Raw genomic sequence first — 22,780 nt, 5'->3', positions numbered from 1 at the left:
GGCGGATACGTGGACTATGCTCCGATGGTATTCGGAATTGGAAAATGAGTAGAAATTTGCCTAAGCCTAAGATCGGCGTCATCGGTACGTGCAGAGTGCATAAGCCCATTCAGGTCGCTGAGCGTGCAGGCCGGCTGGATCGAAAGGCAGACAAGGCGTTTGGCTTTATGCATACGCCCCATGAAATTTTGCAATCTCTCTCAATTCTTCGCCGCAAAGTTGATTATCCCGTTGATTTCCCTGAGCTGTTAAGCCTGGAAGAGCCGGATGAGCTGGCGGGTGACGAGGACCTGGTCGACAGCCGGTTTTCCGATATTGACGTTCTGGTGCTGGAACTTTCCGCGATGCGATACATCCGGTATTCCGACTGGTATCTGCAAATAAACAGGTTGAGCGGCAGGTTAAAGAGTATCGGTATTACCGAAGATCCTCACCTTGCGGCGTTCAAAAACAAAATTCCCGAGCCTGCCCTTCTGGAAAAAATAAGAAACCTGGACCCAATACTTTCCGATATCATCGAAAAGGGCCAGTTTCTGAACTATACCAAGGAAGAATTTAAGGACGCTGTTTCCCAGATTATCCTGGAAATTGGCAAGCCGACTCTGCTTGTTGGCCATTTCGTTGAAATCGAACCTTTTGCTACCGGCGCTATCCGTCAGCGTGCCCTCATACGAGAAGCGCTCAACGAGGTCGCGTTTGAAATGACCGGTGTTCAGTTCTTTGATCCAACGCTTCTGATCAAGGAATTTGGTGTTGAGAAGGCCCTGAAGGACAGTTCTCACTATCTGGACGACTTCAATGAAAATGCCGGCGACAGAATTCTGCAGGCTTGCACGTCGATCATGGGGCAGTCGGTCTCAAGTACCCGGGCCCGCCTGATCTGAAACCGGCTTGAGCTTGATGATGGGTTCGGCCTATAAGCCCGCCATGTCCGCTGATTTTCAAAACCGTCTGAATACCCTGCTCGAAGAGTTCGAACTGTTCGACGACTGGGAAGAGCGTTACCGCTACATCATCGACCTGGGCAAGGATATGCCGCCGCTGAAGGCCGAGGAGCGCAGCGACGCGACGCGTGTCCTGGGCTGCGCCTCGCAGGTCTGGCTGGTCGTGGATCCGGCGCCTGCCGGCATCCTGCGGTTTCGCGGCGAGTCGGACGCCTTCATCGTCAAGGGCCTGATCGCCATCCTGGTGCGCCTGCTCGACGGCCTGCCCTATGGCGAGATCCAGAATTTTTCCATCCGCGACACCCTGCATCAGTTGGGCCTTGACGAAGCCCTGTCATCACAGCGAACCAACGGCCTGATATCGATGGTCGAACGTTTGAAAAAAGCAGTAGTTTAGGATTTTTCGGCAACGATGGCTTTTGTGGTACCGGCCGTCTTATTTTACACAGATGTCACCGATGTCACAGATGATTTCCGGGTATTCGACTGCCAGAGTATTCCAAACTTCTATAATCGGCGCGAAGCGCCAATCATGTCAAATCTGGTCAGGATAACCTGAAATCATCTGTGACATCGGTGACATCTGTGTAAAAAACCTTAGAGACTTCGGCCCGTTCTTCAGGAGGCCGCTTTAATCCCGGACGCATGCGACATATCGAGCTTGCCGATCAGCGCGTCGTGCCCCAGGATCATGTCGACATTGACGCCGTCGCTGGCCAGGGGCAGGCGCAACCAGAACAGGCTCAGCCCCCGGGCGCCGCGCCAGGCCATGGAATGCAGGCCGACATTGGGCTTTTTCTGCTCGACCACGAAGGTCAGGTTTTCCGCCCAGTACAGGGCCTCGGGTTCGGTATAGATGTGATCCAGAGTCCGGCCGGTGATTTCCTCGCCATAGGCGGCAAACAGTTCGGTCCCGGCCAGGCGCTGACGGAAGGCCGAGGCAAGATTATGCGGCTGGCCATCCAGAACATCGATCAGGCTAATTGTCGGCAGACGGCGTTTGATGGCGGCCGGGTCGAGGTCGGCGCGCGATGGCAACTTGCCGCGTTTACGCAGACTCTTCCAGTAGCGAAAGATATCCTCATGGGAGCGCAGACCCGCCAACATTTCGGAAGCTAAACCAGCCATCAGTAAAAGAACATGCGCCCCTGTTAACTAAAAACTCGATACGGACGTGTCCGCAAAATGAGAACAACGCGTGAACACTTGCATTATGACAATAAAACAGGCTGGCGCACGCGCGAATCACCCGAATTCACCTTCTCTTAACTGGTGAATCCTTGGCAAGCGAAAAAGGGTTAACGCGGCCTTATTCCTCCCGCGTTTTGCGAAATGTATCACCATTTTTCTGCTAGAGCGAAACGACGTAAGCAGAATCGTCATTTCGCTCTAGCTTTTTGTTTTGTCGCGCAATTTAACCGAAAACGGGGCCGCCCATGCGGTGGCAACCACCGCATGGGCGGCCCCGTTTATCGGATTGCGCTCCGGATTCCGCACCCCGCGCAAGGCAAGAAACCCGCGTAAGGCACGAAAAAGGCCCCGCGATAAACACGCGGGGCCTTCAAATATCGCAGTACAGAAAGGCTTATGCCTTGCCGCGGGTCTTGCGCGGAACCTGACGGCCACCCTGGCCCAGGCCCATCTGCTTCGCCAGGTCCGAGCGGGCCTTGGCGTAGTTCGGCGCGACCATCGGATAGTCCTTCGGCAGGTTCCACTTGGCGCGATAGTCTTCCGGGCTCATGCCGTACTTGGTGCGCAGGTGGCGCTTCAACGACTTGAACTTGCGGCCGTCTTCCAGGCAGACAATAAAGTCGCTGGAAATAGACTTCTTGACCGAAACAGCCGGCTCCTTAGGTGCTTCGACCTTGGTTTCCTCACCGTTCGATATAGAGTTCAATGCCGCAAATACGCTTTGAATCAGCGACGGCAGTTCACTGGCCGGAACTGAATTATTACCGACAAAGGCGGAAACGATATCCGCCGTCATGTCCAAGGTATCGGTTTTGTTTTCCATTACACTATCCCATAAAAACAATGCGCTTTACCTAATTCAGGCACAACAATTATTCAAGTCCAAAAGTTAAAAAAAACGCAGTACCGTCAATGAGACGTTGCTGAATTACTTGCCAAAGGCGAATTGTGCGCAATCAGGACTTTAAATCTTGTGCGAAAGCCAGCATCGCTGCACGCTGCGGGACACTCAAGCCTTCCAGGGTCATTTCTTCCCCGCTCGACAGGGCACGCAGCATGACATGGGTCAGGGCGGACGAAAGCGACCAGTTCCAGTAGCGCAATACGGTCTGGGCGCGATCGACGGCCAGCAGGTCGTAGGTGATCAGGACTTCGGCGAGATGGGGGTGCGTCAGGCCGTCCGGTCCGCGCATCGGCCGTCGCAGGGCTTTCCACAGGGCTCGCAAGGCGCGTTTCGTCAGACCGGTCGCCTTGCACAGCACAGCCAGCCCCTCACCGCCACGATCGCGCAGCAGCTTGGCGCCGGTCGAGGGTTTGATACCCGACAGATAGGCGATTTCCTCGGCCATCTTGCGTGTCATGCCTTGCTGAGCCGCCTCGGCTATGGCGGCTTCCAGGGACTTGTAGGGGCTCTTTTTCAGAGCTTCGCGGTTACGCTGGCGGCGCTCGATGAACTGCAGGGCCTTGCGCGACATGGCGTCCTGCCACTTTTCGGCGGCGGCCATGGCGAAAACGTCGGCCGCCATGTCCTGCATGACTTCGCGATTGACACCGAAGCGGCTGAGGATCTGACGGCGGATATCCGATTCCGCCCACCAGAACAGGATATAGGCCGAGGAGGGCCGCAGTTCGGGCCGCTTCATGATCAGAGGGATCAGTGAGGTTTCGTTCTGGCTCATGGCCACGACCGATTCGATCGCCGTCTGCGACAGGGGGGCACGCAGATTGCGCAGGACGGTTTCTATGACCGTCATGCTTTCGGTATTGATCAGGGCTTCGGAGACAATACCTGACAGATTCTTGCGCGCCGCCAGCAACAGGCGATGTGCCGTCTTGCCGTGGCGCGCGCAGAAGAACAGGTCGCCGTCATTGAGTGCATCGCAGGTCTCGATCAGCGGCTTGGCGACTTCGATGTCGTCGATGATCAGCAGGCGGACCAGTGAATTGGGCACCTCGGCGAGTATACTCAGCCGTTTGGCGACCCGTACCCGGTCTTCGATATCGGATTCGCGCAGCATCTCGACCAGAAGGTCGGCGGTGACGGCGCGTTCGAAGGCATTGATTCGGCTTTCCGGCAGGCAGACCACATCGGCCAGGCGGCGCATCAGGACATGGCGGGCCTGGAACTTTGGCTGGGCGTCACCACCCATGCCGTCAACGCCGATACCGTCCGAACCGGATGGATCGGAGACGGACGATGTGCCGCCCGGAACATAGGGGTCGGCCTCAGGGCGTGACGGCAGGGCAGAACTCGACATGCGGCCATGATGACCATCATCCGTTAATCTTTTGTGTAAGCCCTAAGCATCTGAAAATTCAGGTGTTCGCCGCGATGTGCTTGGCGGTATCGAGATAATGCAGGAAACGGGTCGCCCGGCCCTGCGCATCAAAGGTCCACAGGTGAATCATGTCGTCGCGAACCCCCTTGCCTGTCTTCTTTACACGCGTTTCCAGGGCAACGGTCGCGGCCACCTGATTTCCGCCGGCCATCAGGTTGATGACGCGAAAGTCGAGAAATTCGACACCCTGCAGGGCTTCGAAAAAGGCTGCAGCGCCCGTCTTGCCGGTGCGCGGCGTCATATAGTCGAGATTGCCATTGTCGACGGCGCTGTTACCGGTCCAGTCATCGAAGGCGATATCGTCGGCCATGTGGGCCATGATGCCCGGCACATCGCCCCGACCGAACGCTTCGTACATGGCTTGCGCGGTTTCTATATTGGTCATGTCAGTCTCCCTGAGTTGTTTTGCGCAGATATACGCAGGGAGACTAAAAACGGATCACGGCGACGCTTTCTTCTCTTACGTCTCTTTGTGCCGTCGCGTTGCAAGCAAGAGTTTTGAGTCGAATAATAGCCGGCAAGCGCCGCCTGCTCTTTAACAACAGATGCGCTTTAACGCCGGGGCCATGAGTCGAGTAGCAGGAGGCGAGCGCCAGCAGGTACACCTAAGTACCTGCCAGCGATGCCGACGCACTAATCGACCATGGACACGGATGTTAAAGCCCGTCGAAGAGGGCAGTTGAGAGGTACCTTTCCGCGAAGCTCGGGATGATGGCCACGATGGTCTTGCCGGCGTTTTCATCGCGCGCCGCCAGGCGGAACGCGACTTCCAGCGCCGCCCCTGAGGAGATGCCGACCGGCAGCCCTTCAATCTGAGCCGATTTACGCGCCATGGCAAAGGCCGCGTCATTCGACACCGTCTCGACGCCGTCGATGATGCTGCGATCGAGGATACCCGGCACGAAGCCGGCGCCGATGCCCTGGATCTTGTGCGGACCGGGCTCGCCACCCGACAGGATGGGCGAGGCTTCGGGTTCGATGGCGATCATCTTCACCGACGCCTTCTTTTCCTTCAGCACCTGGCCGATGCCGGTGATCGAGCCACCGGTGCCGACTCCGGACACGACGATATCGACGGCGCCGTTGGTATCGTTCCAGATTTCCGGACCCGTGGTAATGCGGTGAATGAAGGGATTGGCTTCGTTCTCGAACTGCTGCGGCATGACGGCGCCCGGCGTTTCGGCGAGCAGTTCCTGGGCGCGGTTGACGGCGCCGCGCATGCCCTTTTCAGCCGGTGTCAGTTCCAGCTTGGCGCCCAGCAGGACCAGCATCTTGCGGCGTTCGATCGACATCGATTCCGGCATGACCAGGATCAGCTTGTAGCCCTTGGCGGCGGCGACAAAGGCCAGGGCGATGCCGGTATTGCCAGAGGTCGGCTCGATAATGGTGCCGCCTGCCTGCAGCAGGCCCTTGCCTTCCAGGTATTCGACCATGGAAATACCGATGCGGTCCTTGACCGAGGCCATCGGGTTGAAGAATTCGAGCTTGGCCAGGACGGTCGCCTTGGCGCCATAGGCGGCCGAAAGGCGCGGCAGGCGAATCAGCGGTGTGTCGCCCATGGTGTCGAGGATCGAATCGAAGATCTTGCCACGGCCGGCACGGGAGAAGCGCGCGGCGGTCGCGTTGGTTTGAGGATTGTCGGCAGCCATGTCGGGTCTCCGGAAATTTCAGGGAATGTTGGGGTGACGCTTGAACCAGCGAGGCAACGCCTGTGCGATTTTTAATGCCTCGTTAAGAACTTATTTAAACATCTTATAGCGTCTTGGCTTTGCAGTTAAGGCAAATCACCTCACATTTGTTGTGAGTAAATCTAAACTCCAAAGCAGACGGATCTGGCTCCATGGACGATTACACGACCTCGCTCGGCACAGTATCAGCCTCGGCGGCGACCGACGGGCCGAAACCTGATACGATGATCGGCGCCGATGTCACGACCGCCATCGGCGACAGCGCGCCTGAATCCGCGGTAGTATCCGAAGTCAGTGAACCCGAGGCCGTCGAGCCGAAACTCCCCGCTACCAACCCGCACGACCTCGCCACCCAGATGGTCGCCAAGCTGTGTCACGACTTTATCAGTCCGGCCGGCGCGATCATGTCGGGCCTCGACCTGCTCGACGATCCATCCGCCCAGGACATGCGCCAGGAAGCGCTGAACCTGATCGCCGCCTCCGCCAAGAAGATGGTCACCCTGGTCCATTTCGCCCGCGTGGCGTTCGGTGCGTCCAACTCGGCCGAAGCCTTTGCCGGATGGCAGTTGAAGAAGATTCTGGGCGACGTCTTTTCGACCATGCGCGCGCAGCTGGATTTTGCCGTCGATGACAAGCAGATCTTCCCCAAGGCCGCTGCACGCGCCCTGCTCAATCTCGGCCTGATCGCCGGCAATGCGCTGCCCACCGGCGGCACGGCGCGTATCGAAGCGCAATTCAGCGAAGACGGCATTCGCCTGACCTCCGAATCGCGCGGCCCCCGCGCCCGCCTGAAGCCGGAAGCCATCGAAGGCCTGAAGGGCCTGGCGCTGGGTGATGGACTGAACGGCCAGTGGATCCAGCCGCACTGGCTGTATGCCACGGTCAAGGAAGCCAAGGGTACCCTCGATTTCCGCAGCGAGATCGACGCCCTGTTCTTCGATATTTACCTGCCGGCCTGATGAACGGCGTGGAACCCGACAGGATCAGACTTGTCCTGGTCGGGGATTCGATTACCCAATGGTGGCAGAACGAAGCTGAGTATGACGACCTGTTCGGTCGGCCGGGCAGCGACACCTATGCCCTGAACCTCGGCATTGCCGGCGATCGCACGGAAGACGTCCTGTTCCGCCTGTTGGACCGCAGCCGCGGAGGTTATGGCCAGCTCGACGATCCGGCGGTCCAGCCCGATATCATCAGCCTGATGATCGGTACCAATCACCTGTGGGACCCACGCTCGACCGCCGTCGCTTCGATCGGCCAGGGTCAGTTGGCGGTTATCTCCCGGCTGCACGCCCTGCGGCCCAATGCCCATATCCTGGTAAATTCGGTCCTGCCGACGGGGGACGCCAATATCAATAGCGCCGTGGTCCAGCCGGTTAACCGGGCTCTGTGCGATACCGTTAAGTCTCTGAGCGCCGGCTACAGCTGGCTCGACCTCTATCCAGCCTTCGTCAACGGTGACAATCGCGCCCGTCCGGACCTGTTTCCGGACGGCGTCCACCTGAACAACGCGGGTTATCGCGTCTGGCAAAGCCTGTTGGTCCCTGCCTTGGCGGCGATCCGCGGCAATATCACCTGACAGTCGACGGCGATGGCCTCATGGACACCGCGCGTCCAAGCCTTTATTCATGCGCTCATGGACATCGAAGGCCTATCCCTGAAAGACCTGAAGTCGCTCAGCAATGACGAGCAGGATGCGCTGCTGCGTTTTGGACGTCCGCTCGCCTTCCACATCGGCACCGCCCATGTCCTAGCCGAGTTCAATCGTTACGGCCGTGAATTGGCCGTAAACCTGGTCCATGTCGACGGCGGCGGGGAAGGCGTGCTGCTCGTACTGTGGAAAGCCGTGGAACACTACGCCGCCGACCGGGGCTATACCGCGATACATTGGAATGTGCATGCCCTGACCTGCGCTCGTCCCAATACTCGACTTCAGAGATTCCTTCGCAGTCGCGGATTTACCGAGGTCGATCATCCAAAGTACGGCCCCATTCTCGCATTGACGACGCTCCTCAGCGAACCGGCCGGAAATCCATAAACACATGCCCCTACCCGCGCTCGGACGCCTCTTGTCTTTCCTTCGTCCCACGGATGGCCGCACCGGGCTTGTCTATGTCGCTGACTGCGACGACACCTCTATGCGCCACGCGCGGCCAGGCCAGATTGTCCGTGTCCAAAACGGCGGGCCTCCATACATCGTTGTCAACACAACAGAAGCAAGCGTGATCGTCGCTGGAACGGGAGTCGACCTCGTCGCGTTCAGAAGCCGAACGGTTGACGGCTAGTCTGATGCTTCTTCTAAAATGTGACCTACTTCACTGCCTTCTCAACCATCGTGATGGAACTGCGAAGAAAGAACTTGACCCATTCTGTCGCAAATGACCCCTCCGGCCCTCCGGGCCACCTCCCCATTGCGTCGCAACAGGGAGGAGGGTGTCAAGTTGGATTTCGGCATGCCTTGCCTCCCTCCTCCCTATCGAAGATGGGGAGGTGGCCCGGAGGGCCGGAGGGGTCACTTTTCAGTTCGGGCAATGCAGCCCCCTCGACTTTAGATGAAGCGACTGACTAGCCGTCATGACGACGCTTCCGCGGCCTATGACCGCGAATTTCGCCGTTGGGCAGCGACTCGAGGCAAGATATTCAACAGTGACGATGACAGCCCGGACGGCGTTTTGTTCCTACTGGGCATAGAGGAAGGCTCGCCGGTCTATGGCGGACTAGAGGTTATCCATGATCTGGTTTTCCGCATTGCCAGAGCGTGCGACGGCGACGACGCCTATGCTAGTGACAACGAAGACGACGTTTACCTCGTGAAACCGTGGAGCGACGCAGCCCTGGCGCTTGAGGGGGCAGCGCTGGCGCTCGGCGCACCACAATCACAACCGAAGAAGACAGCGCGGCCCTGCTAAACGCCTGGACCGCAGTCTTCGGCGATGGACTCATATAGGTCATCGCCTGACCATTCGGCGGCTTACGCCGACACTTCCGCAAAAATTGTAGAATTCAGACTTTATAAAGATTTTGCGAACCATCCCTTAACCAAACATCCCCACAATGCCCCGAGAATGAGTCCGCCTGCGCGTATCGCCGGCGGCTCGGTTTTGCAAACGGGGAACGCCGTGGACGATTTAATTGCCGAGTTTTTGACCGAGACAGCTGAAAGCCTTGAGGTCGTCGATTCCGAACTTGTGCGGTTCGAAGCCAACCCGAACGAGCGTAAGACACTCGATAATATTTTCCGCCTGGTCCACACCGTCAAGGGTACCTGCGGCTTCCTGGGGCTGTCACGCCTCGAAGCTGTCGCCCATGCCGGAGAAACCCTGCTGGGCCGTTTTCGTGACGGCAAGCTCGACGTCACGCCGATTGCCGTCACCCTGGTCCTGCACTCCATCGACCGCATCAAGGTGATTCTGGCCGGCCTGGAAGCGACCGGCAACGAACCCGACGGCGACGATCACGACCTGATCGAACAGCTCGAAGCCATGGCCGAGGGCCAGCAGGTCGACCTCTCCGCCGTCCAGGCCGTCGAAGTGCCCGTCCGCGCGTTTGGCGCCGAGGTCGAGGCTGTCGAACTGCCGCAGGTCATTTCAAAAGAACCGGAACGTAACCTGCGTCCCGGCGAAGTCTCCGAAGCCGAACTGGAAGCCGCCTTCCTGGCCGCCGAAGCCCCCGACTGGATGAACGAGCCGGAACCGGCTGTCGTGGCCGCGCCCGAGCCGGTCAAGGCGCCCGAGCCCGTCGCCGCCAAAGCGCCCGAGCCGGCGAAGGCCGCCGCCGCACCTGAGCCCCTGGCCGGCCTGGGCGGTGAAGACGCCATGGGTATCGCCACCACGCAGTCGATCCGGGTTTCCGTCGATGTGCTCGAAGGCCTGATGACCCTGGTCTCGGAAATGGTGCTGACGCGCAACCAGCTCCTGCAGATCAGCCGCACGCGTGAAGATTCCGCCTTCGCCACGCCGCTGCAACGCCTGTCGACCCTGACCGGCGAATTGCAGGACAGCGTCATGAAGACCCGCATGCAGCCGATCGGCGCGGCGTGGAAGAAGCTGCCCCGCCTCGTTCGCGACCTGTCCTACGAACTGGGCAAGAAGATCGACCTGGTCATGGACGGTGAAGGCACCGAACTGGACCGTCAGGTCCTGGAACTGATTCGCGACCCGCTGACCCACATGGTGCGCAACTCGGCCGACCACGGCCTGGAACCGACCCAGGAACGGATCGATCTCGGCAAGCCCGCCACCGGCACGATCAAGCTGGCAGCCTTCCATGAAGGCGGCTACATCGTCATTCGCATCGCCGACAACGGCCGCGGCCTGAACACGGGGCGCATCCGCGAAAAGCTTATCGAAAAAGGCCTGGTCACCCGCACCGAGGTCGAAAGCCTCAGCGACCAGCAGGTCCACCGCTATATCTTCGCCCCCGGTTTCTCGACAGCGGCCAAGGTCACCAACCTGTCCGGCCGCGGCGTCGGCATGGACGTTGTCCGCACCAATATCGAGCAGATCGGCGGCCAGATCGACCTGACCTCGGTTCCGGGCCAGGGCACGACCTTCACCATCAAGATCCCGCTGACCCTGGCCATTGTCTCGGCCCTGATCGTCGGCGCCGGCAAGCAGAAATTCGCCGTGCCGCAGACCTCGGTCATGGAGCTGGTCCGGACCGGCGCCACCGCCGAACACAAGATCGAGCGTATCGAACAGGCCCTGGTCCTGCGCCTGCGCGACAAGCTGCTGCCGCTGGTCCAGCTGGGCCCGACGCTGCAACTCGAAGAAGCCAAGAACGAAGACCCGACCTTCGTCATGGTCATCCAGGTCGGCGAACGCCGCTACGGCCTGGTGGTCAATGACGTCCTGGACACCGAGGAAATCGTCGTCAAGCCGCTGGCCACCATCCTGCGCGCGGTCGATGTCTTCTCGGGCGCCACCATCCTGGGCGACGGCTCGGTTGTCCTGATTCTCGACCCCAACGCCCTGTCGGAACGCGCCGGCAACATGCTGGAAGACAAGCAGAGCGAAGAAACCGAAGACAGCGCCGATAGCGGCACCAGCCAGCGCTGCGCCATGCTGCTATTCAAGGCCGGCGGCGGCGCGCCCAAGGCGGTCGAACTCGCCCATATCACGCGTCTCGAACACGTCGAGGCGTCGCAGATCGAACGCATGGAAGGCCGGGCTGCCTTGCAATATCGCGGCAAGCTGATGCCCATACTGAATGTCGGCGGCGGATTCGATATCAAGCAGGAAGGCATCCAGCCCCTGCTGGTCTTCACCGGCGAGGGCTACGCCATGGGCCTGGCGGTCGACGAAATCGTCGATGTCGTCGAGGACCGTCTGCAGATCGAACTGTCGGCCGACCGGCCGGGCGTCCGCGGCACCGCGGTCGTGGCAGGCAAGGCCTGCGAAATCCTCGATGTCGACTACTATCATCTGCGCGGCCTGGCCGAACATCAGCGCCAGCCTGCGGGTACTGTTTCCAGTGAAAGGGCCGTGGCATGAGCCTGCGCGATTACGTCACCCTCCGCGTCGGCGGTCAGCTGTTCGGCGTCGATGCCGCCCGCGTCCACGATGTCTTCCATCCCCGCGGCCTGACGCCGGTACCGCTGTCGCGGTCGGAAATCGCCGGCGTGCTGAACCTGCGCGGCCGCATCGTCACCGCCGTTTGCGCCCGTCGCCGCCTAGGTCTGCCGCCGCGCCCGGAAGGCAGTCCCGAGCCCCTGGCCATCGGCCTGGAGGTTCATGGCGACTCGTACGGTCTGGTCATCGATTCGGTCGATGAAGTCCTGAAACTCGACGACGAAAAGTTCCACGCAGCACCTGGTAATCTTCCGCCACGCTGGGCCGAAATAATCGTCGGCGTTTATCAATTGGAAAAGGAACTTCTGATAGTGTTGGATCCACACACGCTATTAGACGCCGCCCACCTGAAGGCTGCGTAACGCTTACCCATAGGAAGTCTTCCGGATGAAAACCTGCCTCGTCGTCGATGACAGCCGCGTTATTCGCAAGGTGGCCCGTCGCATTCTCGAAAACCTGCAGTTCGAAGTCGTCGAGGCCAATGACGGTCTCGAAGCGCTGAATGCCTGCAAGGACAAGATGCCGGCGGCGATCCTGCTTGACTGGAACATGCCCGTCATGGACGGCATCACCTTCCTGCGTCAGTTGCGCAAGGAAGCCGGCGGCAAGGATCCGGTCGTGGTCTTCTGTACCACTGAAAACGATCTGGCGCACATCACGGAAGCCCTGACCGAAGGCGCATCCGAATATATCATGAAGCCGTTCGACGGCGAAATTCTCGAGGCCAAGTTCTCCGAAGTCGGCCTGATCTAAACGCTTTTTTTCATCCCTTTGCGTCCAGTTTGTAAATGGCCTTAAATCCGAATCCAGCCGCTAGTCTGCGGCCCCTGAAAATCATGATCGTCGACGACTCGGCGGTCGTGCGGGGGCTGATCTCGCGTTGGCTTGAGCAAGAGCCGGACATGGTGCTGGCCGGTTTGGCCATAGATGGCGCCAAGGGTATTGAAAAGGTCAAGGAAATCCAGCCGGATGTCCTGATCCTCGACATCGAAATGCCCAATATGGGCGGGCTCGAGGCCCTGCCGAAACTGATCGCCGCCAAGCCGGGCCTGAAGGTCCTGATGGCGTCGACCCTGACGACACGCGGCGCCAATGTCACCCTGCGCGCCCTGGAACTGGGTGCTGCCGACTATATCCCCAAGCCCGATTCCAGCCGTATCGGCGGCGCCGACGGCTTCCGCACCGAACTACTGACCAAGATTCGCGCCCTGTGCGGACGGACCCGGCAATGGCCGATTCCACCATCTGCGGCGCAAATGCATAGCGGCAGCGCCGCACCGGCACCGGCTCCCTATGCGCCATCCAATACCGGAACGCCGGCGCCTTCAACATCCTACGTCCCGTCTACACCCGCCGCATCGCCCTCCGCGCCGATGCAACCGATTGTCCGACCGGCGGCGCCCGTTGTCCAGTTGCGCCCCCGCCCCGGTCCCAAGCGCATCGACGCCCTGTTCATCGGCGCCTCGACCGGCGGTCCGCCGGCCCTGCGCAACTTCCTGCTGGCCCTGGGCCCTGACTGGAAGCAGCCGATCCTGATCGTCCAGCACATGCCGGCGACCTTCACCACGATCCTGGCCGAACACCTCGACAAGGCCCTGCCGCAGAAGGTTGTGGAAGCGACCGACGGCATGAACATCGAATCGCGCCACATCTATATTGCGCCCGGCGATTTTCACATGACGGTGCGGGGCCCGTTAGGGTTACCCACCCTGCGCCTCGACCAGACGCCCCAGGTCAACTGGTGCCGTCCCGCCGTCGATCCCTTGTTCAAATCCGCCGCCGAAGTCTATGGCAACCATGCGCTCGCCGTCGTGCTGACCGGCATGGGCCACGACGGCCGCGACGGCGCCGCTTCACTCACCAACGTCAATGCCACGGTTATGGTCCAGGACGAAGCCTCCAGCGTTGTCTGGGGTATGCCTGGCGCCATTGCCGAAGCCGGCCTTGCAGAAATCATCCGGCCGATAGACGGCCTCGCCCAGGCTTGCAGAGCCTTCGCCCGAGGGGAAAGACCATGACACCCGACGATATCGATCACCTGGCCGCCACGCTCAAAGCGCGCTCGGGTCTGATCCTCGGCTCCGACAAGACCTATCTGATCGAATCCCGCCTGGCGCCCGTCGCCCGTCGGGAAGGCTTCGGCAATGTCTCGGCCCTGCTGACCGCCCTGCGCACCAAGCGCGACGAGAAGCTGATGACGACCGTCACCGACGCGATGACGACGAACGAAACCTTCTTCTTCCGCGACAAGCTGCCGTTCGACCAATTCCGCAGCGACATCCTGCCGGCCCTGGCGCGCGGGCGCATCAATGGCGACGTCAAGATCTGGTGCGCCGCCTGCTCGACGGGCCAGGAGCCCTATTCGCTGGCCATGCTGATGGAAGACATGCGGATGATGTATCCGCGCGTCAATCTCGACATCCTGGCCACCGACATTTCCGACCGTTGCCTGGAAAAGGCCCAGGCCGGTCTCTATACCCAGTTCGAGGTCCAGCGCGGCCTGCCGATCCAGATGATGGTCAAGCATTTCGAAAAGATCGACGAAATGTGGCGCATCTCGCCCAAGATCCGTCAGTCGGTGCGCTTCAAGAAGCTTAACCTGCTCGAAGACCTGCGCCTGATCGGCCGCCAGGACGTCATCTATTGCCGTAATGTGCTGATCTATTTCGACCTCGAGACCAAGAAGAAGGTCCTGGAACAGATCGCCACCCTGCTTCCCGACGACGGTTACCTGTTGCTCGGCGCCGCCGAAACGGTGTTGGGCATTACCGACGTCTTCAAGCCGATGCCCGGTCTGCGTGGCCTCTATATCAAGAACCAGTCGATGACGCAGTCCCGCCCGCTTCGGGCCGGCGCTGCCTAAGCCAATTTGCGTAGCAAATTCGCTTAGGCTTTTTCTTGAGCTCAAGCGCCGCTGGGCTCGCTCAAACGTGCGCGGCGGCCAAGTGACGTATTTTGGCGCCCTTGCCAACTCCAAATGAGAATGGTCATTTTGGCGTTGGAAATTCGATATATGCTCTTTCGCAGTTGGTCGTGTGCACCCACATAGGCGTTTTCGCCTGTGGGAGGACGCCTCATGATAAAGCGCAAACTCGGTAATAGCGGACTTGAAGTGTCCGCCCTCGGTCTTGGCTGTATGGGTATGAGTTGGGCCTATGGTCCGTCTGATCGCGCCCAATGCCTTGCGCTACTGCGCGACGCAGTCGACCTTGGCTTGACCTTTTTCGACACCGCTGAAGTGTACGGCCCCTTTACCAACGAGGAACTGCTCGGCGAGGCGCTGAAGCCCGTCCGCAAAAAGGTGGTGATTGCGACCAAGTTCGGCTTTAAAATCGGCGCGCCGGCCGGTTCACTGACCGGTACCGACAGCCGCCCCGTCCACATCCGCGAGGTCGTCGACGCCTCGCTGAAACGGCTGAAGACCGATGTCATCGACCTTCTGTATCAGCACCGTGTCGATCCCGACGTGCCCATCGAAGACGTTGCCGGCACGGTCGGCGATCTGATCCGTGAAGGCAAGGTGCGCCACCTCGGCCTCAGCGAAGCCGGCGCCGACACGATCCGCCGGGCCCACGCCGAATATCCGGTCACTGCGCTGCAAAGCGAATATTCGCTGTGGACGCGCGACCCGGAGGCAGAAATCCTGCCGATCCTCGAAGAGCTAGGCATCGGGTTCGTGCCCTACTCGCCGCTCGGCCGCGGCTTTCTTACCGGCGCACTCGGCGACCTGCCCGATAGCGACTTCCGCGCCAGTCAGCCGCGCTTTACCGGTGACAACAAGGTGACGAACGCACGCGCCGTCGATTCCCTGAAAGAGATCGCGGCATCGAAGGGCATTACGCCGGCACAACTGGCCCTCGCCTGGCTGCTGGCGCAAAAGCCGTGGATCGTGCCCATTCCCGGCACGCGCCATCTCGATCGTCTGAAAGAAAATATGGGTGCGGCAAACGTCAATCTGTCGGCCGGCGACCTGGCCGATGTCGAAGACGTCATTCGCGAAACCGGTTTCGCCGGGCCGCGCTACAATGCGGTCAGCCTGGCCATGGTCAACAGGTAACAAAAAAACCCCCGGCGTCGAACCGGGGGCCATTGCATTTTTTAGCTCAAACGCCGCATGGCTCGCGCAAACGTGCGCGGCGGGCGGTCGCCCTTGCCAAGCTGCGATAAGTCACGTCATTCGCAGCTTGGAATAGATTCAGATTTACTGGCCGCCCATCGAGACGGATTCCAGCTTGTCGCCCTCGGCCTGCAGGGTCGGCAGGGTATTGGCGGCAAAGGTCTTCACCGAGTCGTCCGGAGCTGTGCTGGCGAACTGGCTGTACAGGTCGGTCGAGTGGTTGGTGATCTCGCCCTGGGTCGCCAGATACTGGCTGTCGAACTCAGCGCCTTTCTTGGCTTGCAGATCGGCCAGCTTTTGCTTGTACTCGTCTGTCCAGGCCTGGTCGAAGTGCATATCCGCGCTCGAGCCCTGGATCGCCGCGACCATGTCGGTGCGGACCTTCAGGCCGTCATTGAGCACCTGCTGCGCAGCGTCCTTGGTGTCGGCGCTTTCAGCCTGTTGCAGAGCGAGCTGGCCGGCAGCGATACCAAACTCGTTGGCCAGGAAGGCCTGCTGCATGAAATCCTTGGGTGCCAGGATGGTCGTTTCCGGCGTGGCGTCGGCGACGGCCGGCGCTTCAGGCTGCGGCGTGGCACCCGTATCAGGCGTTGTCGCCGTATTGGGAACGGTCTCCGGCGGAGTCGTCGATGTATCGGGGGTTGTCGGAGTCGCCGGTGTCACCGGAGCGACAACAGGCGGTGCAGCCGGTTCGGTTGTCTGGGCATCCTGTGCGTTCGCGCCGAACGCTGTGGCAAGTGTGAGGGCCGCAAGAATACCCGTAATCTTGTAAGCAGAAGTCGCTTTCATAACAGTCTCCTTTGTATGCTTATAGGTGGCTGTTTGATCAGCCCCAAGCAGGTTGAAGAGAATGTCATTACGTATGGGTATAAATGTGACAGCGCACAGCTTTTACGGCAAACAAAGACCGCGTATTGGTCGCGAAATATATCAGAGACTCATAAATATTAGCCCGATTACAGCAGAATTGCGGCCCTGAGACGGCAATTTTCCGGTTTATCAGGCGATCGATGATAGTGAACTGCCCACTGTCAGAGACCGCTTGGTCGCTACACCGCAGGCTGTATAGGCCAAATTGTTTCTACTTGGCTTTAGCAGCGCGGGCCGGCGCCTCAGTTGCCGGGTGACTTTTGAAATAATCGCGCAGGGAGGTTGACGCATCCGGGTGGTTTTCGGTGCAGTCTTCCAGCATGAATCCGATCAATTCGGAAAAATGCGTAAAATTGGCGCGATATATTATCGACCGGCCATCGCGGTAGGCGTTCAGCAGGCCGGCACCGGTCAGGATGCTGAGATGGGTCGAGGCCGTATTGGCGGGAATGCCGTTGCTTTCAGCGATTTTGCCGGCGGCCATGCCGTCCGGGCCGGCCTTGACGATGGTGCGAAATACGTTGAGGCGCCCCGGATGGGCCAGAGCAAACAGATTCACCACCGCGTCATCGCTCGTCATAATTCGACCTTACCGGAACTAACTCATAATTGTCATTTTCTACTATTACAAAACTATGGAAACTTAAAGGCGCAGCAGCCAAATATCGCGCGAATATCCCCATTATATTGCCGCAGGCGGTAACAAAACAGCGCGCCCGGCGGCTTGCCGGACACGCTCTGGTTTTGCAAACGTTTGTGGGGGAGACGTCTCCTCCAGGTCACCTCCGACCTGGCAAGCGCAAGTGCGCGCCCGAGTTCGTGCGAGGAGCCTCGCGGCGACTGAGCGGTTTTATGACGCCAGCCGCAAATGCTCCTCCCCCATCCGCTCCAGGCGAACACCGATGGTCGCGCTTTCCAGATGGGCGACGGGCAGGTTTGCCAGGACATCGATCCGCCCGGCCAGGACGCTGAATACATCGGCATAGGCGGCCGCGATGGTGGCCGATGACCCGATTACGTCGCATGGATCGGGCAGGTGCCAGTCGACAATGACCGGATCTCCCTTGAATTGCGGGTTGCGCGGACTGCCGCGGCGATCGGGCGAAAGGCGAATGATAAAATCGAATGCCGGATCGTGCTTGCCCATCACGGCGGTGACCGGCTTGGTCGCCAGGCGGCCTGGGTTGTAATTGATCTTGTGAAGCAGCGCCAGGGCGTAGGGGCTGATTGCCGGGACCGGATCATAGCCAGCGGACCAGGCTTCGAAGCGTCCGGCACCCAGCCGGTTCAGCAGGGCCTCGGCCAGGATCGACCGGGCGGAATTATGCGTACACAAAAACAGGACGTTGAACGTCCGAAAAGCCGGCGTCGTCATACTCTTACTGCCCCTAACCACGGCGAAGCGTATTGCTTCGTCTTACCAGAACAAGGTTATCAGCAAGAATTTAGTGTCCGATTGAGAAATCCGGTTAATTTCGACTTAAATGTCAAAAATGTAGAACGTACAGGCACTAAGGAACATCGGCTACTTTCAGTCCTCCCCTGTAGTGCAGCGAAGCGGAACGTACGGGGGAGGTGTCGCCGCTTTTCGGCGACGGAGGGGGCACTTCACCAGATCAAGCCAAATTCCATGTCATTTGTCCGGATCGTATTTACTCGAAAGTGAGCATGAAGCCCCTCCGTCGCGGACAAGCCGCGCCACCTCCCCCGTAACGCCCTGCGGGCTACGGTGGAGGACTGTCCGATTGACGTCGCTCGCCAACCGCATAAGATGAAACAGGCAGACAACAAAAAGCCCGCCACGAGAGGATGGCGGGCTTCTTGATATTCAGGCGTCGGACGCGTTAGGCGGCAACCGTACCCGATTGATCGTGCGGGTCGCGAAGGACATAGCCGCGGCCCCAGACGGTTTCGATATAGTGGTTGCCATCGGCGGCCACGGCCAGCTTCTTGCGCAGCTTGCAGATAAACACGTCGATGATCTTCAGTTCAGGCTCGTCCATACCGCCATACAGGTGGTTGAGGAACATTTCCTTGGTCAGGGTCGTGCCCTTGCGGAGCGACAGCAGCTCCAGCATTTCGTATTCCTTGCCGGTCAGGTGAACGCGGTTGCCGGAAACTTCGACAGTCTTGGCGTCGAGGTTGACGACGATGTCACCGGTACGGATAACGGATTGGGCGTGGCCCTTGGAGCGACGGACAACAGCGTGGATACGCGCGATCAGTTCGTCCTTATGGAAGGGCTTGGTCATATAGTCGTCGGCGCCGCCGCCGAGCGTCTTGACCTTGGTTTCGATTTCGGCGGTACCCGACAAAATCATGACCGGTGTGTTGACCTTGCCGACGCGGAGCTGACGCAGGACTTCCAGGCCGGACATGTCGGGCAGGGAGAGGTCAAGAAGGATCAGGTCGTAGTCGTAGATCTTACCCAGATCAACGCCTTCTTCGCCCAGATCGGTCGTATAGACGTTAAAACCTTCCGACTTAAGCATCAACTCGATGCTTTGCGCCGTGGCGCTATCGTCTTCAATTAGTAGTACGCGCATTTAAGCCCCTCCCGGCTTGGTGGCTAGACAGGATTGCGGAAGCCCATGCATCCGCCCGTAGGACGTATGCTAATCAGCAAATCCCTTAAGATTGGTTAAGCTTAATAATTCCGTCCGAAAGATGACACATTCGCGTACGGTGATTTGCGAATCGGGGGCAAGAGTCCCGAGTCAACGAGACTCTTTATTCACAGGAAATTGTCGATCTTTCTGACCATAGAGTCTTTTGAATCACACTGTTGTGTGAAATCTGACTCACTTTCGGGAGGAACTGGGCAGGTTTGAATCAGACGCGCAACCTAATGCGCTTTTTCATGGCCGGGCTGCAGCATGTCGAGCAAATGTGCGTCATGGCGCTCCGCCGCCGCGGCGACGCGTACTATATCGCGACGCACGACATTGGCATCATGACCGTCGCGCATATCCTCGAGACGGCGCATCAACCATGTATCGATATCACCGCGCCATTCCGGGGCACCGTTGAAAAACCGCGTCAGGTTGTTGTGGGTGACCTCGGCGCTCAGGTCGCCGGTCAGGTACATTTGCAGGATACGGCCGATATTGAAGTCGAGCGCCTGATGGCCTGCATCTCGTGTCATGGACATGGATAGTCTCCGGTTGCGTCCGCAGCCCCATTCCAAGTCACCTTGGCCCAGCCGAACCATAATACCACCGCTTTCGCCTTGACGCCGTTCAACTTTTTGGGAAAGCCCGAACGCGGTTACGCAATTCATATCCGGTAAAGGCCTGTCTGTTAGTCTGGACTTTCGCGTTACTTTTTCAAGTTAATGGGACAAGTCGCAGAGGAGTGCAGGCCTATGCAGGGCACGGCTCTGATCGTCGAAGACGACAAGCTGGAAGCTGACCGGATTGGGCAATTGATCACCGACGCCCATTGGCGCGTGGTTATCTGTCATGACATCCTATCGGCCTGCAAACTGCTGAATGTCGAACCGTTTCAGCTGATGCTGATCGATCTCACCCTGCGCGGCGAATCCGCCCTCGCCCACCTGCCCACCTTGCGCAAGCTGGCGCCGGCCATGCCTATTGCCGCCATGATCACCGGCGACCGCTTCCACGACGGCGACTCAGCCCTGTTGGCAGCCCTTCAGGCCGGCGCCAATTTCACCGTGAACGACACGCTCGACGACGCCCAGTTCCGCAAGCTGCTGGGCTTAGCGCAGGTCTTCAAGCCCGTCGTCGCGCGCCGCGTCCATATTGCGGTCATCGACGATTGCCGCGCTGTCCGCCATCTGGCCATCGACGCCCTCAGCGACAAGGGCTACCGCGTCAGCGAGGCCAAGATGGTCGAGGATGCGTTGAAAAATGTCCGGATGGGTGAAGTCGACATCGTCCTGACCGAAATCTTCATGCCAGGCATGGGCGGTATCGCCGGTATCAAACACATCCGCGCCACCTGGCCGCACGTCAAGATCATCGCCATGTCGGGCGGCCTTGACGATCGGATGACGATTGACAAGTCGCTGCTCGCCGCCCGCGTCGTCGGCGCCGATGTCCAACTCCCCAAGCCCTTCTCCGCCGAACAACTGATCCAGGCGACGGAATCGCTGTTGCAGCGCGTCATCGCCTGACATAGCTTCCGCTGCGCCCGCGATCGGGCCAGGGGATTGGCGATGCGGCGCATTCTGATAGGTTTCGGACTGGTTTTGTTGCTGGCCTCGCCCGTCCAGGCGCGTCAGCCGGCGGCCGATCTGGTCCTGATGCACGGCATTATCCTCACTGTCGACGATCAGGACAGCCAGGCCCAGGCCGTGGCCATCCGCGACGGCCGGATCGTTGCGGTCGGCAGCGACGCGACCATCCGCCCGTATATCGGCCACAACACCCAGGTCGTTGACCTGGCCGGCCATACGGCGACGCCGGGCCTGATCGACAGCCACGCTCACATTCTCGAAGGCGGACTGAAGGAACTTTTCTATCTCGAGCTCAGCCACACGGCCAGCATCTCTGACCTGCTGGCAGGCGTCCGCGGCCAGGCCGCCCGGCTGGCGCCCGGCGAATGGCTGCAGGGGGCCGGCTGGAACGAAGGCGCCCTGGCCGAACATCGCGCGCCCTTCCTGACCGAGCTGGACGCCGCATCGGCCGGTCATCCGCTGTGGCTGATGAACACGACGCACCATTACAGTATTGCCAACAGCGCGGCGCTTGCCCTGGCCGGGATCGACGCGGCCACACCCGACCCCATAGCCGGCACCATCGATCGCGACGCATCGGGCAAACCTACCGGCATTCTCAAGGAAGCCGCCATGCAGCTGGTCGTCAGCAGGCTGCCGCCGGAAAGCCCGGCGCACAGGCGTGCCGCCCTGCTGCATGTCATGGACGAGATGCACGCCGAGGGCATGACCGGCGTCAAGGATCCGTGGCTGCTGCCCGCCGACTGGGATGCCTATGCCGGCCTGGCGCGCGACGGCGGATTGAGCCTTCATGCCTGCGTCCTCTTCTACGCCGGCGCCGACATGGTCAGCGCACAGAATGTCGTCGCCACGGTCAAGCACGCCCGCCTGGATGCTGCCGCCATCGCCGGCCACGACCTCAGGGTATGCGGCGTCAAGATCCTGCTCGACGGCAGCGCCATGGCGCGCACCGCGTGGATGAACGACGACTATCCGGCCGATGCCGCCCATCCTGCCCCGACCGGCCATGGCTATCCGACGGTCGAGCCCGGCACCTTCCGCAATATGGTCCGCCTGTTCGTCGCCGAGGACATTTCCATCGGCACGCACGTCATCGGTGACCAGGCTATAGACCTGGCGGCCGATGCCTATGCAGAAGCTCTGGAGGCCACGCCGCGGCACGGCCTTCGCCTCAGCCTGATCCACGCCCATCACCCCAGCGACCATGCCCTGGCAGTCATGGCTGAGCTCGAAAAGCGCTTCGATTCCGGCTATCCCGAAATCCAGGCGCCGTTCCTGTGGTGGCTGGGCGATGCCCTGCCCGCGGCCTTCGGCGCGGCGCGCTCGCAGCACGTGATGCCTTTGGCCACCTATCGCCGCGATGATATCGTCTTTGGTGGCGGTTCGGACTATCCGGTTACGCCGCTGGCCGCGCGCTACGGCCTGTGGGCGTCGGTGGCGCGCCAGCCGCTCAATGGAATCTACGGCAAGCAGCCCTTCGGCACGGCCGAAGCGGTCGATATCCACACGGCGCTGAGAAGCTACACGATCTGGAACGCCCGCCAGTTGTTCCTGGAGCAGGAAACCGGCTCGCTGGAAGTGGGCAAATGGGCCGACATCGCCATCTGGGACCGCAACCCCTACACGGTCGCCACCGCCGACCTGAAGGACATGACCTGCCTGATGACCTTCTATAAAGGCAAGCTGGTGTATAGGGCTCATTAAGGCAGCAAGAAACCCCACCACCACATCTCACGTCTCATTGGCTATCGCCAATTTCGCGCTCGTGCGGTCCCCCTCCCCACGCTACGCAAGGGCTTCGCGCAGGGAGATATAAAAAAAGCGCGAACTCTCTTATATCTCCCTGCGCGAAGCGTGGGG

Annotated in this window: 24 protein-coding genes; 14 read left to right on the top strand and 10 right to left on the bottom strand. The window is 60.0% G+C overall.

Features of this window, described 5'->3' with window-relative positions; genetic code table 11:
* The first annotated feature begins 44 nt into the window (after positions 1-44).
* Positions 45-884: a hypothetical protein gene (locus AC1DXO_RS02390; protein ID WP_476976482.1), complete on the top strand. Its 840-nt coding sequence runs from the start codon at positions 45-47 to the stop codon at positions 882-884.
* A 43-nt stretch (positions 885-927) separates the two neighbouring features.
* Positions 928-1,341, top strand: a complete 414-nt coding sequence (locus tag AC1DXO_RS02385) for a SufE family protein (protein WP_476976481.1) — start codon at positions 928-930, stop codon at positions 1,339-1,341.
* 221 nt (positions 1,342-1,562) lie between these two features.
* Here the strand turns inward: AC1DXO_RS02385 and mopJ are convergent, their stop codons facing one another.
* The 5 genes from mopJ to cysK form a co-directional block, all read right to left on the bottom strand.
* Positions 1,563-2,072, bottom strand: coding sequence for a motility/cell cycle regulatory protein MopJ (mopJ, locus tag AC1DXO_RS02380; RefSeq protein WP_476976480.1), 510 nt, complete (start codon positions 2,070-2,072; stop codon positions 1,563-1,565).
* Positions 2,073-2,529: 457 nt separating this feature from the next.
* Positions 2,530-2,958 carry a Ros/MucR family transcriptional regulator gene (locus tag AC1DXO_RS02375; protein ID WP_476976479.1) on the bottom strand — a complete coding sequence of 143 codons (429 nt, stop codon included), beginning with the start codon at positions 2,956-2,958 and terminating at the stop codon, positions 2,530-2,532.
* A 133-nt stretch (positions 2,959-3,091) separates the two neighbouring features.
* The gene (locus tag AC1DXO_RS02370) at positions 3,092-4,285 is read right to left on the bottom strand and encodes a DUF2336 domain-containing protein (protein WP_476976730.1); all 1,194 of its coding nucleotides are present in this window, start codon (positions 4,283-4,285) and stop codon (positions 3,092-3,094) included.
* Positions 4,286-4,451: 166 nt separating this feature from the next.
* Entirely contained in the window at positions 4,452-4,859 is a 408-nt protein-coding gene (locus tag AC1DXO_RS02365) for a nuclear transport factor 2 family protein (protein ID WP_476976478.1), read from the bottom strand.
* A 271-nt stretch (positions 4,860-5,130) separates the two neighbouring features.
* Positions 5,131-6,123: a cysteine synthase A gene (gene cysK, locus AC1DXO_RS02360; protein WP_476976477.1), complete on the bottom strand. Its 993-nt coding sequence runs from the start codon at positions 6,121-6,123 to the stop codon at positions 5,131-5,133.
* Between the two features lie 191 nt (positions 6,124-6,314).
* Here cysK and chpT point away from each other — a divergent pair, with 191 nt between their 5' ends.
* The 10 genes from chpT (at position 6,315) to AC1DXO_RS02310 (ending at position 15,789) form a co-directional block, all read left to right on the top strand.
* Positions 6,315-7,121, top strand: a complete 807-nt coding sequence (chpT, locus tag AC1DXO_RS02355; protein ID WP_476976476.1) for a histidine phosphotransferase ChpT — start codon at positions 6,315-6,317, stop codon at positions 7,119-7,121.
* Positions 7,121-7,741, top strand: coding sequence for a GDSL-type esterase/lipase family protein (locus tag AC1DXO_RS02350; RefSeq protein ID WP_476976475.1), 621 nt, complete (start codon positions 7,121-7,123; stop codon positions 7,739-7,741). Before chpT ends, AC1DXO_RS02350 begins: the two co-directional genes overlap by 1 nt.
* A gap of 12 nt (positions 7,742-7,753) precedes the next feature.
* On the top strand, positions 7,754-8,200 hold the full coding sequence (locus tag AC1DXO_RS02345; RefSeq protein WP_476976474.1) for an N-acetyltransferase: 447 nt from the start codon (positions 7,754-7,756) through the stop codon (positions 8,198-8,200).
* Between the two features lie 514 nt (positions 8,201-8,714).
* The gene (locus AC1DXO_RS02340) at positions 8,715-9,071 is read left to right on the top strand and encodes a hypothetical protein (RefSeq protein ID WP_476976473.1); all 357 of its coding nucleotides are present in this window, start codon (positions 8,715-8,717) and stop codon (positions 9,069-9,071) included.
* Positions 9,072-9,281: 210 nt separating this feature from the next.
* Positions 9,282-11,654 (top strand): chemotaxis protein CheW, encoded by a 2,373-nt coding sequence (locus AC1DXO_RS02335; RefSeq protein ID WP_476976472.1) that lies wholly within the window; start codon positions 9,282-9,284, stop codon positions 11,652-11,654.
* Positions 11,651-12,094: a chemotaxis protein CheW gene (locus tag AC1DXO_RS02330; RefSeq protein WP_023456500.1), complete on the top strand. Its 444-nt coding sequence runs from the start codon at positions 11,651-11,653 to the stop codon at positions 12,092-12,094. Before AC1DXO_RS02335 ends, AC1DXO_RS02330 begins: the two co-directional genes overlap by 4 nt.
* A gap of 25 nt (positions 12,095-12,119) precedes the next feature.
* Positions 12,120-12,485, top strand: a complete 366-nt coding sequence (locus AC1DXO_RS02325; protein WP_476976471.1) for a response regulator — start codon at positions 12,120-12,122, stop codon at positions 12,483-12,485.
* 83 nt (positions 12,486-12,568) lie between these two features.
* Positions 12,569-13,750: a protein-glutamate methylesterase/protein-glutamine glutaminase gene (locus AC1DXO_RS02320; protein WP_476976470.1), complete on the top strand. Its 1,182-nt coding sequence runs from the start codon at positions 12,569-12,571 to the stop codon at positions 13,748-13,750.
* Entirely contained in the window at positions 13,747-14,595 is an 849-nt protein-coding gene (locus tag AC1DXO_RS02315) for a CheR family methyltransferase (protein WP_476976469.1), read from the top strand. Before AC1DXO_RS02320 ends, AC1DXO_RS02315 begins: the two co-directional genes overlap by 4 nt.
* 213 nt (positions 14,596-14,808) lie before the next feature.
* The gene (locus AC1DXO_RS02310; RefSeq protein ID WP_476976468.1) at positions 14,809-15,789 is read left to right on the top strand and encodes an aldo/keto reductase; all 981 of its coding nucleotides are present in this window, start codon (positions 14,809-14,811) and stop codon (positions 15,787-15,789) included.
* A gap of 144 nt (positions 15,790-15,933) precedes the next feature.
* On the opposite strand, the gene AC1DXO_RS02305 is transcribed toward AC1DXO_RS02310, so the two are convergent.
* From AC1DXO_RS02305 to AC1DXO_RS02285, 5 genes are all read right to left on the bottom strand, one after another.
* Positions 15,934-16,638, bottom strand: a complete 705-nt coding sequence (locus tag AC1DXO_RS02305; protein WP_476976467.1) for a DUF4142 domain-containing protein — start codon at positions 16,636-16,638, stop codon at positions 15,934-15,936.
* Between the two features lie 292 nt (positions 16,639-16,930).
* Positions 16,931-17,299, bottom strand: a complete 369-nt coding sequence (locus AC1DXO_RS02300) for an ArsR/SmtB family transcription factor (RefSeq protein WP_476976466.1) — start codon at positions 17,297-17,299, stop codon at positions 16,931-16,933.
* Between the two features lie 270 nt (positions 17,300-17,569).
* A complete protein-coding gene (locus tag AC1DXO_RS02295; RefSeq protein ID WP_476976465.1) occupies positions 17,570-18,094 on the bottom strand; it encodes an arsenate reductase/protein-tyrosine-phosphatase family protein in 525 nt (174 codons plus the stop codon).
* 469 nt (positions 18,095-18,563) lie between these two features.
* Positions 18,564-19,265, bottom strand: a complete 702-nt coding sequence (gene ctrA, locus AC1DXO_RS02290) for a response regulator transcription factor CtrA (RefSeq protein ID WP_209715822.1) — start codon at positions 19,263-19,265, stop codon at positions 18,564-18,566.
* Positions 19,266-19,564: 299 nt separating this feature from the next.
* A complete protein-coding gene (locus tag AC1DXO_RS02285; protein ID WP_476976464.1) occupies positions 19,565-19,870 on the bottom strand; it encodes a hypothetical protein in 306 nt (101 codons plus the stop codon).
* Between the two features lie 213 nt (positions 19,871-20,083).
* Here AC1DXO_RS02285 and AC1DXO_RS02280 point away from each other — a divergent pair, with 213 nt between their 5' ends.
* Positions 20,084-20,857 carry a response regulator gene (locus AC1DXO_RS02280; RefSeq protein ID WP_476976463.1) on the top strand — a complete coding sequence of 258 codons (774 nt, stop codon included), beginning with the start codon at positions 20,084-20,086 and terminating at the stop codon, positions 20,855-20,857.
* Positions 20,858-20,899: 42 nt separating this feature from the next.
* Positions 20,900-22,624, top strand: coding sequence for an amidohydrolase (locus tag AC1DXO_RS02275; RefSeq protein ID WP_476976462.1), 1,725 nt, complete (start codon positions 20,900-20,902; stop codon positions 22,622-22,624).
* Positions 22,625-22,780 lie beyond the last annotated feature (156 nt).

This window comes from Asticcacaulis sp. P2_C5 (assembly GCF_056404555.1).
This window is presented reverse-complemented; position numbering and strand designations above follow the sequence as displayed.